Genomic DNA, 14,482 nt, shown 5'->3' with positions numbered 1-14,482 from the left:
AATTAAAATGAAAACGAGAACCCCAATATCAATATACATTGCAGTAACATTAGGATTTACCTTTATGGCATTCGAGATGTTTGCATCAGATTCCGGTTACTTTACTTCACCATTTTTCTGGGCATTGCTTGTGATCGTTGTCATTCTGCTTTTCATCATGAATTCGATTGGAGATTTAGTAGAAAACGAAAATTTCAACAGATTATCAGAGGAAGAGAAAAAGGAATATTTAACAGAAAAATCAACACCTTATTTTCAGAAACTTTGGAACTCTGCCTTCAAAAAACAATCTCAGACTGAGGAAAAAGATCTTCTTATCGACCACGGTTTCGACGGAATCACAGAACTTGATAATTCTTTACCCAAATGGTGGATTGGTCTCTTCTATTTCGGAATTGTCTTCTGCGTCGTCTACCTCATTGCATTTGCATTCACAGATTATGCTCATCCTGATGCCGAATATGACAAAGAAACCAAAACCATGCTTGCATCAATCGCAGAGTATGAAAAAACAGCACCGCAAATTGATATAGAAACCGCAAAATACAATGCAGATAACATTGCAGAAGGTGAACAGATTTTCAAAACCAATTGCGTATCGTGTCATTCAGATTCAGGGAAAGGCGGAATTGGTCCCAATCTAACCGATACCTATTGGATCAATATTAAAGAAAAAAGTCTTTTCAAAAATGTATTCTGGATGCTTGAAAATGGCTCGCCCAATAATCCTACCATGCGGCCATTCATCAAAGATGGTACTATTACAGGACGAGATGCAGAGAAAGTTGCAGCTTACATTTATCACATCAATCAGGAGAAATCACCAATTACTGAGGCTTTGGGTGGTGCAGCACCTCAAGGTAAAGCAGCCAATTGGGAGTAGTATATTTCGTCAAACTTATAAACCAATAATTAAAACATTGCCTTTGTCTTAGTTTACAAAATTTCTAAACTATTCACTTTTATCTCAATGAGTTTACTCTGACAAGGGCATTTTTTAAAACTATACAAACAACTTCAATTTATTTATTAAAAAATGAATATCAAACCTATACACAACTTCCATATTCCTGTGATGGGATTAGCTTACACTATCGATACCCCTATTCGTCTGGCTCATTTAGGAATATCATCTGTGATTTCTATTATTGACGATGAGATTACCGAAAAAATGAGAAGCTTTTACAGTGAGAAGTTTAATATAAAATACAAAGCAATTTCACCAAAAACCTATGATTACCGCTCTGAAAGAATAACAGCATATCTTAACATGGTAGATGATATTGTCAATAATAAATTTCAAGCTTTCAAAGAAGATCTTATAAGCAATATAGCTACCCTGAAAAACTTTATTGCCATACTTCCCAATACCTCATTAATAAAAGCACAATTGCAGCAATTTATTTCGAGCAAAGGAGATCAAATGGCAGATTTAAAAAACTATGTAAACCAACACCTTTCTCCTGGCAGCATTGACGTTAACATTATGACCAAAGTCGACAAGGAAAATTTTCTCAAAAATGAACAGTTACCTAATATCTACAATGATGCTCACTCCTCTCTGCGTGGTTTTGCAAAAAGTAAATTATCTTCTTCAATGGTACTTTCTGCCGGTTTTAATCCTAAATTATACAGTTATATAGAAGAATTTGAGGATTTTTATCCTGACAGTAACGATTATCTCAAGAAGCAAATCATTATCAAGGTCAGCGATTTCAGATCTGCCATGATTCAAGGTAACTTTTTGGCGAAAAAAGGTTTGTGGGTCAGTGAATACAGAATCGAATCAGGATTAAACTGTGGCGGACATACGTTTGCTTCAGATGGCTTTTTACTTGGGCCTATTTTAGAAGAATTCAAACAAAGAAAACATGAGCTGATTGAGTCTGCTTTTACTTTAATGGTCTCGTCACTTCAAAATAAAAACAAACATATTCCCAGCGAACCGCCTTTAATGAAAATTACGGTACAAGGAGGAGTTGGGACTGCTGAAGAACATCTGTTTCTTTTAGAAAATTACAATATTGATAGTGTGGGCTGGGGTTCACCATTTTTACTGGTTCCGGATGCAACGTCTGTAGATTTTGAAACCCGAAAACTATTAGCAATGTCAAAAGAAAACGACTTTTACCTTAGTAATATATCGCCGTTAGGAGTTCCATTTAACACAGTAAAAGGTTCATCCAATGAAATTCTTAGGAAATCAAAAAAGACTTATGGCAGCTCTTGTCCAAAAAAATTATTGGCTTTAAATAAAGAATATTCATCTAAAGGTATTTGTACAGCTTCTAAAAAGTTTCAGGATTTAAAGCTTAACGAGTTGCTGAAAACTAAAGATATTAAGAATTCACAAGAATTTTCAAAAGAAAAAGAGGAAATCACTGAGAAATCATGCCTATGTGTAGGTCTCGCAAATGCGGCTTACTTAGAACACGGAATCGAAATAAAAGGTCAAAAACAAGGAGTAGTTATTTGTCCTGGACCTAATCTTGCTTATTTTGACAGTGAAGTACCTCTTTCAAAAATGATACAGCATATTTATGGAAATGATAACATCCTTTCATCATCTTATCGTCCCAATATGTTTATTAATGAATTAAAAATGTACGTAGATTACTTTAAAAAGCATACATCGAAAATATCTGAAACAAATTTGACCGAGCAAAAAAAATGGAATTATTTTAAACAAAATATACTGAATGGGATTGCTTATTATGATGAAATGTTTAAAAATTCATCATTTTTCAGATCCAAAACTGAGACAATTGCTGATGAACTCCAAAAATATAAATTATTGTTATTGGAATAATTCTCACCCTGAAATCTGAATATGGGAATTGCTAATCCTGTGCTACAAAATCAAAGATAATTTTTGAAGTAATATATAATCTGGTCTATAAGATTATCTGTGTTATTATTAATTCCATGATTTGCATCTTCATAGATTAACAACTTTGTCGAAAAATTATTAGATTTCAATTTATCAAATAACAAAAAAGCATTTTCAACATTTACTCTTTCATCATTCGCACCATGAATAATAAAATTTTTCAAATGTTTATTTTTTATTAGCGGTATTGATAGCAATGATGATCTTTTTTCTAATTCTTTCTTTGGATTTTGTTCAAATGACGGAATTAGCTCTTTGTAGAGCTGATACATTTCTGGTCTATCTTTCTGATTCAAATCTGCAATTCCGCCAATGGAAATGCTGGCAGAAACCCTATCTGTTTCTTTGAGTACTAAAAAATTAGTCATTGAACCTCTGCTTACTCCAAGCATTCCGATTCTTTTTGAATCAGCATTAGATTGATGGTCAACAATTTCAAATAACTTCATAACATCTCCAATGTCTTTTCCTCCAAACTCGTCTTTACCCTCACTTCGACCACTACCTCTTAATTGCGAACCTATAACGATAAATCCTTTGGCCGCAATTTTTGATAGAAAATTTGTTAATGTTGGTATTGTTACGGCACCAATTTCTTTATTACCACCACGATTAAAAATAATCACAGGATATTTGCCCTTCAATTTTGGTTCTATAAGGAAGCCTCTAATTTTAAGATCATCTTGAGAAGAATAATTAAAACCATATATATTTACAGAATCAAGATACTTATATTCTTGTTTAAATATCGCTTGACCTTGATCATTTTTCACTGTGTAACCGTCATATTTTTCCGGAAATGTTTGTTCCAGATTTATTGCGGAGTTTTGACAGTAAAAAATCTTAGACAGTAGAATTACATAGACAAAAAATAACTTCTTCATCTTCTGATTTTTTTAATGTTTTCTAACGAATACTTTCTGGGAAATTCTTCGTACCACTTTAGTAAGGTGTCTTCACCAAGATAATCATAAACTCCCTCATAGAGATTCTCTAATTTGCTTTTGTGTTCTTCAACATTTAAGGAAATAGCATAATAATCTTGTTGCTTTCTTCTTTCTGGCTGATGATGAATATATCTTCCGAAGTTATTTAAGCAAAAAAACTCATAGTCCTGAGTAAATAAAATAAAGTTATGCCACATTTCGTCAATAATTAACGTAGAATCATCAATAAAAACACCTTCAATTTGATTACCTAACCAAAGCCATTTCAAAGTCTCGTCAAATATTTCCAAAGCTTCCTGTTCTGATACATCGTACATTTTTAAAAAACGATCTACGACATCTTCATTTCTGTAAGTAAGTAAATTATTTAGATCTTTATGCATAAAATTTGTAATATAAAATTGTTATTTAAAGAAGGAATGATAATCATTCCTTCTTTATTTGTAATAAATTTTTAAGCCTGAACAGGTCCATTAGGATCTTTAGGAGGAGTTACTAAGCAAATATAGCATTTAGGTGGATTAACTACGATTGGTTTTGGAGGTACCGTGCACCCGATTCCACCATAAATCTTTTGTAACCCATCGATTTTTTTCTTTACTAAATCATTGATAACTTTCTTTTTTTTGTCATTAGTTGACTTCATAATTTAAGATATTTAATTTTTTTCCTACTCTATAAGCTTTTCGGATTTCGCTATAATATTGTTCTCACTACAAACATAAATCGTAAATAATATAACTCATAACCGAAGCTAACTAGATTTATAAATATAGAATCCTATTTAATAGCCCAGAACACTAATATCCAATACTTTACCATCATATTTATGTTTTTTTTCATTACTAACATTTAACATAAAACATCTCTGCAAATAGTCATAAACGATCATCTCAAATACTCTTTGATTAGAAACAAAGGATCTGTTAAGGTGCATGTGAAATACACTAATCATAAAGGAAAAGAAAGAATCAAAGTCTGCAGCTGTTCCAATAGTTGCCTTACTCTTCGTAATGCTGCCCATTATTAAAGTCCTTACTTCTGTAAATTCAGAAGACTTTTTAAATTCTTCATATTTTGATTTAAAAACTGAAAACTTTTGCTTTAGCTGAAGGTTCAAACTTTTATCAGCATGAAACTCTTTTTTAAAAGCTAAATTTGAACAATTTATCAATTCACTTTGCTGTTCTTTAGTCAAATCAATCTCCTCAAGGAAGTTTTCGATATAAAACATTGATACGATAATTTTCTCTTCGTCGTCATAATCTAAAAAATTCAGTACCAAATCGCTACTATTACAGAATAAAACTTCTGCCAACTCTGTGGTATTATGACCATATCTTTCAAGTTCTCGCTCATAAGAGTCTAAAACAATATTTTCAATTTCTCGGGAATCAATATACTCTTTGAAGATAGCAGTTATCATATCAAAAGTTTTTTGATAATTTTCCACTTCTTTAAGCTGAATGCGTAATCTTAAATGAGGTCTTGGATCTGAGTAACGGATGAAAAACCATTTCTCAATCATGTTTTTTTTTCTTAAATCATATATTAAAGGATGTATCACATCATTCAGCAGAAAATCAGACATCTTTACACCACAATAAATTTTAAAGAACAACCATTCACTTTTCAGTGAAAATTTTCTAATCTGCATAGTATTTAATTTTTAAATAAAGGAAATATAAACTGACTTGTAAAGTTCTGTTCTTCGTTACACAAAAATTCTTCAACAATTACTTCCTTTTCATTTTTGATAGATAAAAAAAACAGATTAACTAAATCTAAATTTTGTAAATTAATAGCCAGCGTGTTATCATCTTGAACCCACTGAACCCATTGAGGAATTTTATTAAGATTTCTCCAATATTCAATTTCTTTAAGTATAAAATATTTATCCGAATTTTGTAAATGAGATAAAAATTTCTTGATTTCTTCAGGGAAAATTTTCCATCTAGCTTTGGAAAGAATAATATTTTTGTATTCTACTCTCGGCAAGAAACGATAAATCTTAGCAAGTCCACCCCAGTCAAAATACAACCCAGACCGGATATTTTGCGAACTAAAGTCACACAAAAACTGATAGAGAGGTAATGAGTTGGAGGAATAATTATGTGCGTTATTGATAGAGGGTATCACTTCTTTATTATGTAACTTAGAACGTAAAATAAGTCGGTCATTACTAATAGACAAGGTCAAATCGTCAATAAAAATTTGTTTATCATCCGGCAAAAGTGATTTTGCTAAATAAGGAATTTCATATTCTTTGGTATTAGAGCGCCTCAAAATATTTCCTATTCTAGCCTCCGGTAGATGTATGATTTCCGCTGAAATTTTTTCTGGTCTCAAGTCATCTTCTTTTTGCAAAATTTCACGAAACAAAGACTTTACTTCAGATTTCTCTGAACAGAATCTGCCTAATAAACGCCCTGCGTTCCCCCCTCCGTAATTAATATATACTTTATTTTCGGTACCTTCTGATATTGATTCAGTCATGAAATACAATGTATCCGGTAAATCATCCCACCGTTCACTAAAATCTGCCAAGTCTTCGTCTGTAAGTTTTATTATACATTCTGTACTTTGCAAGACTTTTTGCATTTTGTGATTGAGAAGAATCTGTATTGGATTTAACTTGACTTGTATTCCATTTTTTTCACTAGAAGATTGCAAGTTCAAATCTTCTATGTAGTGATGAATCCCTTTAAGTTTAATATCTTCTCTATAGCAAATACCTATTTCGGTATCTAAAGCAAATGCTAACGGAATTTCTTCGTTTTGAAACCTTTCGTAAAATGCATTTTTAAACTTTTCCAAAGCTGTATTTTGCAAATTAGCTAAAGTGATTTTATTAAGAACCGAAATTCCTTGCTTTACATCTTTTTTCAATTGAATGGGCAGGGTAAATTTATTATCAAAATAAAGGTCTGTCTGAAACAAATACTTTTGCTGGTAGTCAATATTAAGGCTTTTAACCAGATATTCTATTTCCTTATAATCAATTACAGAATTATCTATATTATGATCAAGTAAAGCTAACTTACTTTTAATTGATAATAAAATTTCCTTTTTATCATCTTCTCCTATTCTATCTAAAATCAGAATAATACTATCCAAAAAATCGTCACCTGCAACATTTGGCTCCATCTCACTTACCAAGACTCTATTTTCTATCAGCTCATTTACATAATTTATTGCCTCTTCTTGGGTAATATTGGTTGTAGTAATTACGTCTGCCAATTGACTAATGGTCATACCTTTTTTTGAATTTTCAAGAATTTTTTCTAACTCTTGAGATAGCGGTGCCGTAGATATGAAATAATCTCTTTTCATATCCTTATTTTCATGTTCAATATAGCGTATCCTTTTACCTACTTTATAGATACTGTTATTAGGATAAAATAAAATTTGATATCTGATATCTGAAATTGTCAATAACTGTTCTGACAAAAAAACTAAGAAATGCATGTCCAGATTTGTCTCTCTTAGTTTCATTAAATTTATGGATGTGTCAGGAAATGAATATTGCTGATCAAAACACCCTAATCCGACCCCAGAAAACAAACCGAAAGGCGTACATCGAGTACTCATTCGGTTAAAATATTTGATTAAAGCAATTCTTAATTTATTTTTCAGCGCTTTACCTAATTGATTTTTATCTTTGATGTAATCCTCCAATTGATTATACAAATCAACGGAAGCCAAGTAAATAGATTCCTTAAAAAGCCTGTTTCTTAAAATTAATTCTAATTTTTTATCATCCGTATCTTTAGAGAAAATTTCTTTAAAATCTTTATAAGGTAATGTCGGCACTCTTACAGCAAATTGGCTAAAAAAAGTATATGGAAATCTTGGCATTTATTTTAATCTTTTGGTTGATAAGAAGGATGTCCTAACTGCCAAAAGGCAAAGGCAAAAATATCTCCTAAATTAGAATACCTTTGTACTAAAGGAATATCGGTAGCATGACCTCCTTCATAATCAATTTTGAGTAAAACCGGATTCGTAGAAGCATTATATGCTAACAGCTTTGCAGCAAATTTTGCCGAAATCCATGGAGTAACTATTGGATCATTGATACCTGCTGTTATCAATGTTGCAGGATAATTGGTGTTTTTTTTAATATTAAAATAAGCATCCATCTCTCTTAAAGATTTAAATCCGTCTAAATCGTTAACAGAGCCATACTCTTGAACTGTTGTATTTCCTGTACCTCCTGATATTTCTTTTCTTAAGGTGTTGAGATTGCCTGATTCTATTATTACCGCACCAAATAAATCTGGTCTTTCAATCATTGCTCTTCCCATTAATACACCTCCTGCACTTCCTCCTAATAGTGCAATATTACTAGACGACGTATATTTTTCTTCTATCAAAAACTCTGTACAGGCTATAAGATCTTTCCAAGAATTAGGTTTCTTTGATTTTTGACCGTCCAAATGCCATTGTTCACCTTTTTCGCCCCCTCCTCTCACATGCGGAACAGCAACCATACCACCCTGTTTTGCCCATAATAAGTAGCTGATAGAAAAATAAGGATAAAAAGATTCTGCAAAAGCTCCGTAACCATTTAATAGAACTGGAGTTTTAGAATCTTTTTTAATGTTTTTGTTATAGATTAATGACAAAGGTACTTCTACACCATCGTAAGATTTGACAGTAATTTCTTCGACAATTATGTCATTAAATTCTGGATATTCTATAACAGGAGCAAAATTTTCTGCTGTGTATGAATTATTTTGTAGATTATATCTAAATCTCTGCTGGCTATTCGCCCATCCTGAACAGGTAATCCAAATATCAGAGAAATTCTTACCCTTAGTGTCTAAGCTTATATCTCCTGAGACAAAAGGAGTTTTTATATTATTGATCTCATTTATGCTTTTTAGCAAATATAACTTTGCTTCTACTCCGTTTTTTATTCTTGTAAAGTATATTCCATCTTTCGTTATTTTATAACCTTTTATTACTTCATCTGCATTTTCAGGAACTAAAACTTCAGGATTCTTAAAATTTGGATTTTGTACAGTAGTCTTACACAATTTATAATTAGAAGAATTGTAACCAGATAAAAAGTAGATATCATTATTGACCAAAGTAATATTGTGAACTTTATCATCTTTAGTATATAATTGCTTCCAACTATTTTTACCTTTTATAAGATCTCTTTTGCTTATTATGAATGTTCTTCTGAAATCTTCAGAGTCTACTAAAACTCCAACATAATATTTATCATCCGGGTTAAAAGCTAAAATAGCTGGATAAGCTGTTTCTTCAATTTTTAAATTCGGATTATTAAAATTTGAAAATACTACATTCAACTTATCGGGACTCTCCCCCAATTTGTACAAAACTGATTGTGTATTTTTACCATACTCCTTAGAGCTGCTATCAACACTAGGATATGAAATATAAAAGAAACCAGAGTTATCCTCCAGCCATCTTATTCCTCCAATATTAGAGGGGTCAGTATTTGAAATTATTTCTGGATAGACATACTTTTTTTCAACATCTATTACAATGACTTCAGAAATTCCTTTTCCATTTTTGGTTATTGAGATAGCTAGCTTGCTACCGTCCCAACTTGGGCTGAGTAAATTAATAATGTATTGATGATTTTCACCGGAATTAAAAAAAGTTGAAACAAAATTTACCGGATCATATAATAATTTTTCTTTTCCTTCAAAACCATTTCTAAAATAAACTTTAGTTGTTTTCTCATCAGCATTTTTCTTTAAATAAAAATATTTATCATTGCTAGTGACACATAAATCTGACACCGAATACCCCTGCTTTTTATCAAATTCTAATCTTTTTTGAAGATAAAAATCTTTATTGGGAATTTTATCAATAATAGACCTAGAAAATTGGGTTTGAGACTTCATCCAATTTAAAGTTGAAGAGTCATTCAGGTCTTCAAGATTTCTGTATTCATCAACGATCTTGTTGCCAAAATATTCATCGACAGCTGGATTAGAGGGTGCCAAATTTTCTTTTTGTGCAGAAAAAAAATCAGCAAAAATATTAGCAATGATAAATATTAATTTTCTCATAAACTATAACTACGGATGAATTATAGTGTCTTTCGGTTTACTTGCATTTTCTGGAAACAAGCATGTGCCGTTCTTAGTATCATCCCCACCTTTAATAACTTTTAGGTTTGTGATTTTAGAAATTTTCATTTTGTTTAATGAAAGCTTGTTTTCATTGATTTTGTTTTTCATGGTATTTTTTTTTAGCGTTTAACGGTACAAATGAAAGATTTTTTTTTAAATGAGAAATGAGAGTAATCTATAAATTTATAAATACAGATGACAATAAATAAACATAAATCAAATACTACCAACAAGTTATAAACATAATGAGAATATTATATGAAATTTAAAAATTCTTAAATTTTGCAGTAATATTTCAAAATTAATTGACATAATGGTAATTCCTAAAGTCAAAATGTAGCTTTTATATTATAAATTCCTATTTTTACTGTCACATTACAACCATGAAATATTTCAAATTTATTCTCTTACTTACAATTTTACTGCTATCGGCATTTTCCCATTTGTTATATGGTCAAAATACATCACCCCAAAACATCAATTTATCTACATTTGAAGAATTAGAAGAGCAATTTTACCTTTATTATGACAATAATAAAATTAAAGAGTCTGAAAAAATAGCGGAATATTATTTAACAAAAGCAAAAAAAAATAAAGCTGCCAAAAAGTATCTCATCGAAGGATATGTTCTGAATCAATATAATAAAGAGCTGCCAATTGCTTTAAAATACATTGACAGTATATTAGTACTGAGCAAAAACATACAGGATGAAAGGTATCCGGCACGTATTTATCTTTTAAAAGGCTTACAGCATTATAATGCTGATAATCTGAAGCTTGCTCTTGAAAATTATGTAATTGCATTGAAGTATGCTAAAGATAAAAAAAACACCCGCCAAATTGCTATTGCTGATTTGCAAATAGCATATCTAAATGGATATATTGGAAAATCTAAAGAGGCAGCTAAGGTATTACAGTATTACTATGATCATCCTGATAATCTGAGTGAACAAGATATTCAGCATATAAGGATAAACCTCACAGATATATATATTGATAATAAACAATATGACAAAGCATTAATTTTAATTAAAGAGGGACTTCAATTAACCAAAAATAAAATAAAAGAAGAATCTCGCTACTACAGATATCTGCTTTTATTAGGTGAATATAATCTTAGAATAAAAAAATATGGTGAAGCCATTATAAACTTAGAAAATTGTAAAACTTATTTCTTAAAAAATAATTATGATTTTGAAGCTAATTATACCATGATTTACTTAGGTGAAGCTTATATAAAATCAGATAATAAAGAGAAAGCAGAAAAAAATTTCACAAAAATAGATTCAATTGTTCAGAAAACTAATAATACCTTTCCTGAGCTCCGTAATGCTTACACTTTTTTAATCGATTTTTATAAAGAAAAAAAAGACAAAGAGAAGCAGCTCTACTATATAGAGAGATTTCTTGAAGTGGATGCTGTTTTAGATTCTCATTATAAATATATTTCACACGAACTTCCTATAAAATATACTACCCCTAAGCTTTTACTTGAAAAAGAAATAATTATCAAAGATCTAAAAAACACTGGGATTCTCTCCAATGTTGCAATTGGGATTCTCTGCTGTTTATTAACATTACTCGCACTTTTATTCTTCTTAACCAAAAAAAGAGAGAAGGAATTTAAAGCAAGAGCTCATGAGTTGATAAAATTGGTGAATGAAAACGCTAATATAGTCACACAAGATGTGAAAATTGATAATATTATAGAAAAACAAATTTTAGATTCTGAAAAAAGTAAAATATCTGATGAAATCATCAATAATATTTTAAAAGGATTGCAGATTTTTGAAGACAAAGAACAATATTTACGAAAAGGGATTACTTTAAATAGTCTTGCAAAAAAAATCAAAACAAATTCTACCTATCTCTCTCAAGTTGTTAATATATATAAGGAAAAGAATTTTGCAATTTATCTGAACGACCTACGAATAGAGTATGCATTAAATAAATTGGTAAAAGATAAAAAATTTCGCTCCTATAAATTATCTGTTATAGCAGAAGAATTAGGTTACAATAATGAGCAGGCTTTTGCATTAGCATTTAAAAAAAGAACAGGAACAACCTTAACTGTTTACTTAAAAGAAATTACTACTCAATCTCAACAGAGACCAGAATAATACACATTCGTCTCATTTTCAAATACTTAAATATATTTTAATTTATAAATTTAAAGAATAAATTTATAAATGTATAATTACTTGCTTTTTTAGACAGGTAAAACTTTTCTATGTTTACAACATCAAAATGAAACACCAATTCATTTTTAAACATTCAGTAGCTACGAATTGCGGGATTTGTTTTATTACCCAAAGAAAAAAAAGAAACTAGTGAATATGCTTACACGATAAGAAAGCAATAAGGACAAACACTAATAGCTCAAGTCCTATAATGGAGCATCTAAAAATTTATTTAACATGAAAAAAATCATTTTACCAGTATTATTAGTTGGAGGACTTACACTTTTCTCTTTTACTAAATCTACAAACGGAGGCGTTGGAACAACAGGAAAAAACCTTGAACAAAAATCAACAGGTTTAAAATTTGCTCAACAATCAAAAGTTTCTTCTGACAAGAACTATGATCTTACAAAAACTCAATTGATTAAATCTAAAACTAAAGATGGTATTGACAGTATGGTCAAAGGAAACTGGATTTTTAAAAGCAAACTTACATTGGGAATTTTTGATGCGAACTTTATTACTTGGGATAGTCCTACAGTTCCCGCACCAGCTACACCTGTTTTAGCAATTTTAGAAAAATATTCAAGCGTAGGAAATTATACTAAAATTAACGATCATTTTTACGGAGTAGCTACTGGTGCAAATTTATCAGCAGATGAAGAAAAAGAAATCAGAACTTTGATCGAAAAAGAATACAATCTTACAGTAGATCAGGTAAAGCAGACACACACAAAAGAAGGTCTTGAATTTGTACCCAAAAAAGACTAATCTTCCAGCATCTGTATTACATTAAAGTGTTTTAAGATATAAAAACAAACACGCAGGTCACGTGACTATCGTGACCTGCATTTTTTTTCTGATAATTATGAAAAAACTTTACACATATCGGTTTAAATACTTTCTCCCAATTCACATAATCAGCTTGCTCATTACTGGGATCACTACCACAATAATAGCTTATCAAAAACATGTTTATGGAAAGGAACAAGAGGGTGTTGTCTATAAATACAAGGTATTTGAAAATAATTCAAAAATCATTCGTAATTATTATAGATATACAGGAACTGAAACAGGTTTCGGTTTTTTTGCACCTAGTGTAAAAAGCCATGGAGCTATGTTTTTTGAATCGTGCGATACTTTGCTGAATTTACCATTTGAGACAAATGAAGGAAATATAAGAAATCATTGCTTAATTAGTAGTGTAACCGAATATGTACAGCAAGAATTGGAACAAAAGGAAAAAGAACCTACGCTTAAGCATCGGTTCAGCGACTTGCTGATTCAGAATTTAGTTGCAAAAGTTCGGCAGATAAATAATTTAGATAATAAATGCAATACTGTAAAAGTAGAATATAAATTAGTAGAATTTCCTCCGCTAAAATCTACAGTAAACGCTGAAACACCAACTCTTTTCGCTATAAAAACTTGGATATATGAAACAAAAAATTAGTATCGATTGGTTATTTTTTTTTAGATTTTCAACAGGTTTATTTGCCTTGTTAAGTCTCATTGCATTTTGGGAAGATATACCAAAAATATTGTTTGAAGGAGCTTACATCAAGCCTGAACTATTAGATGCGTTAACAGACAACTATTCACCTACCATTTACAGCATTCATGCAAGGTTAGATGAATATTTTCCTGATCTTACCTTTGATTCACTGGCTCGTATTTTTCTTTATACCTACGTAATTGCTTTATTATTTCTTATAGCAGGGCTTTTTACCAGAACATCGGCCATTATTGCGCTTTTATTACAAATAATCATCTACAAATCAATGCATTTATATATTTATGGAGCAGATTTTTTTCTAACAATGGTTTTGTTTTATTGTGTAATTTTTCCCAAAAGTAAATTATCTTTAGATTATGTATTTTTTAAATTCAATCAAAATGTGAGTTCTGTAAAATGGTCTTTAATTTTACTGCAGGCACATGTATGCATAATTTATTTTTTCTCAGGATTAGACAAAGCTTTAGGTGCAACATGGTGGAACGGAGAAGCAATATGGAAAGCGCTAAACTCTCATGATTACAACGGTCTTATCAGTTTAAGCAGTCTTAAACTTCCTGATTTTGTATTTATTATTGGAGGAATAGCAACTGTAGCAATAGAATTACTGTATCCCCTGTTTATCAATATAAAAGCCACACAGAAAATTTGGTTATACTTAACCATATCAATGCATCTGTCTATTGCAATTTTTATGGGTTTACATTTTTTTGCGATGATTATGATCGTTTTAAATTTATCAGCCTTCTATTTTCCAAATGTAGTTGATGAAGATGAATTTTTAGAATCCAATCCTATTCCGCATCACAAATAATCAATATTAAATTCTAAAA

Annotated in this window: 13 protein-coding genes; 6 read left to right on the top strand and 7 right to left on the bottom strand. The window is 30.5% G+C overall.

Features of this window, described 5'->3' with window-relative positions; all coding sequences use genetic code 11:
- Positions 1 to 7 precede the first annotated feature (7 nt).
- Together LNP04_RS01065 and LNP04_RS01060 are read left to right on the top strand one after the other, a co-directional pair.
- Complete coding sequence (locus LNP04_RS01065; protein WP_229984745.1) at positions 8 to 883, top strand: cbb3-type cytochrome c oxidase N-terminal domain-containing protein; 876 nt, start codon at positions 8 to 10, stop codon at positions 881 to 883.
- 153 nt (positions 884 to 1,036) lie between these two features.
- The gene (locus LNP04_RS01060) at positions 1,037 to 2,809 is read left to right on the top strand and encodes a hypothetical protein (protein ID WP_229984744.1); all 1,773 of its coding nucleotides are present in this window, start codon (positions 1,037 to 1,039) and stop codon (positions 2,807 to 2,809) included.
- A 50-nt stretch (positions 2,810 to 2,859) separates the two neighbouring features.
- Here the strand turns inward: LNP04_RS01060 and LNP04_RS01055 are convergent, their stop codons facing one another.
- The 7 genes from LNP04_RS01055 to LNP04_RS01025 form a co-directional block, all read right to left on the bottom strand.
- On the bottom strand, positions 2,860 to 3,774 hold the full coding sequence (locus tag LNP04_RS01055) for a S9 family peptidase (protein WP_229984743.1): 915 nt from the start codon (positions 3,772 to 3,774) through the stop codon (positions 2,860 to 2,862).
- Positions 3,771 to 4,220: a hypothetical protein gene (locus LNP04_RS01050; RefSeq protein WP_229984742.1), complete on the bottom strand. Its 450-nt coding sequence runs from the start codon at positions 4,218 to 4,220 to the stop codon at positions 3,771 to 3,773. The genes LNP04_RS01055 and LNP04_RS01050 overlap by 4 nt, the downstream gene beginning before the upstream one ends.
- Before the next feature lie 71 nt (positions 4,221 to 4,291).
- The gene (locus LNP04_RS01045; protein ID WP_229984741.1) at positions 4,292 to 4,483 is read right to left on the bottom strand and encodes a hypothetical protein; all 192 of its coding nucleotides are present in this window, start codon (positions 4,481 to 4,483) and stop codon (positions 4,292 to 4,294) included.
- Between the two features lie 138 nt (positions 4,484 to 4,621).
- Positions 4,622 to 5,494, bottom strand: a complete 873-nt coding sequence (locus LNP04_RS01040) for a thiopeptide-type bacteriocin biosynthesis protein (RefSeq protein WP_229984740.1) — start codon at positions 5,492 to 5,494, stop codon at positions 4,622 to 4,624.
- 5 nt (positions 5,495 to 5,499) lie between these two features.
- Complete coding sequence (locus LNP04_RS01035; RefSeq protein WP_229984739.1) at positions 5,500 to 7,695, bottom strand: lantibiotic dehydratase family protein; 2,196 nt, start codon at positions 7,693 to 7,695, stop codon at positions 5,500 to 5,502.
- Positions 7,696 to 7,700: 5 nt separating this feature from the next.
- Entirely contained in the window at positions 7,701 to 9,890 is a 2,190-nt protein-coding gene (locus tag LNP04_RS01030; RefSeq protein WP_229984738.1) for a prolyl oligopeptidase family serine peptidase, read from the bottom strand.
- Between the two features lie 9 nt (positions 9,891 to 9,899).
- A complete protein-coding gene (locus LNP04_RS01025; RefSeq protein WP_229984737.1) occupies positions 9,900 to 10,061 on the bottom strand; it encodes a hypothetical protein in 162 nt (53 codons plus the stop codon).
- Between the two features lie 275 nt (positions 10,062 to 10,336).
- Between LNP04_RS01025 and LNP04_RS01020 the strand changes: the two genes are divergently transcribed.
- The 4 genes from LNP04_RS01020 to LNP04_RS01005 all read left to right on the top strand — a co-directional run bounded on the left by LNP04_RS01020 (position 10,337) and on the right by LNP04_RS01005 (position 14,463).
- Positions 10,337 to 12,073 carry a helix-turn-helix domain-containing protein gene (locus LNP04_RS01020; RefSeq protein ID WP_229984736.1) on the top strand — a complete coding sequence of 579 codons (1,737 nt, stop codon included), beginning with the start codon at positions 10,337 to 10,339 and terminating at the stop codon, positions 12,071 to 12,073.
- A gap of 297 nt (positions 12,074 to 12,370) precedes the next feature.
- The gene (locus tag LNP04_RS01015; RefSeq protein WP_229984735.1) at positions 12,371 to 12,904 is read left to right on the top strand and encodes a hypothetical protein; all 534 of its coding nucleotides are present in this window, start codon (positions 12,371 to 12,373) and stop codon (positions 12,902 to 12,904) included.
- Between the two features lie 97 nt (positions 12,905 to 13,001).
- Entirely contained in the window at positions 13,002 to 13,586 is a 585-nt protein-coding gene (locus LNP04_RS01010; RefSeq protein WP_229984734.1) for a hypothetical protein, read from the top strand.
- Positions 13,570 to 14,463, top strand: a complete 894-nt coding sequence (locus LNP04_RS01005) for a hypothetical protein (RefSeq protein WP_229984733.1) — start codon at positions 13,570 to 13,572, stop codon at positions 14,461 to 14,463. The genes LNP04_RS01010 and LNP04_RS01005 overlap by 17 nt, the downstream gene beginning before the upstream one ends.
- Positions 14,464 to 14,482 lie beyond the last annotated feature (19 nt).

Origin of the sequence: Chryseobacterium sp. C-71 (assembly GCF_020911865.1) — a bacterium.
In the GTDB taxonomy this organism is placed as follows: Bacteria; Bacteroidota; Bacteroidia; order Flavobacteriales; family Weeksellaceae; genus Chryseobacterium.
The sequence above is the reverse complement of the archived record's forward strand: the minus strand, read 5'-3'. Positions and strand labels throughout refer to the sequence as shown.

Bases quoted from the DNA above. Each gene is read 5' to 3' on its own strand.
- LNP04_RS01050 (WP_229984742.1), bottom strand. From the start codon at position 4,220: ATGCATAAAGATCTAAATAATTTACTTACTTACAGAAATGAAGATGTC.
- LNP04_RS01060 (WP_229984744.1), top strand. From the start codon at position 1,037: ATGAATATCAAACCTATACACAACTTCCATATTCCTGTGATGGGATTA.
- LNP04_RS01065 (WP_229984745.1), top strand. From the start codon at position 8: ATGAAAACGAGAACCCCAATATCAATATACATTGCAGTAACATTAGGA.
- LNP04_RS01030 (WP_229984738.1), bottom strand. From the start codon at position 9,890: ATGAGAAAATTAATATTTATCATTGCTAATATTTTTGCTGATTTTTTT.
- LNP04_RS01020 (WP_229984736.1), top strand. From the start codon at position 10,337: ATGAAATATTTCAAATTTATTCTCTTACTTACAATTTTACTGCTATCG.
- LNP04_RS01015 (WP_229984735.1), top strand. From the start codon at position 12,371: ATGAAAAAAATCATTTTACCAGTATTATTAGTTGGAGGACTTACACTT.
- LNP04_RS01045 (WP_229984741.1), bottom strand. From the start codon at position 4,483: ATGAAGTCAACTAATGACAAAAAAAAGAAAGTTATCAATGATTTAGTA.
- LNP04_RS01040 (WP_229984740.1), bottom strand. From the start codon at position 5,494: ATGCAGATTAGAAAATTTTCACTGAAAAGTGAATGGTTGTTCTTTAAA.
- LNP04_RS01025 (WP_229984737.1), bottom strand. From the start codon at position 10,061: ATGAAAAACAAAATCAATGAAAACAAGCTTTCATTAAACAAAATGAAA.
- LNP04_RS01005 (WP_229984733.1), top strand. From the start codon at position 13,570: ATGAAACAAAAAATTAGTATCGATTGGTTATTTTTTTTTAGATTTTCA.
- LNP04_RS01010 (WP_229984734.1), top strand. From the start codon at position 13,002: ATGAAAAAACTTTACACATATCGGTTTAAATACTTTCTCCCAATTCAC.
- LNP04_RS01035 (WP_229984739.1), bottom strand. From the start codon at position 7,695: ATGCCAAGATTTCCATATACTTTTTTTAGCCAATTTGCTGTAAGAGTG.
- LNP04_RS01055 (WP_229984743.1), bottom strand. From the start codon at position 3,774: ATGAAGAAGTTATTTTTTGTCTATGTAATTCTACTGTCTAAGATTTTT.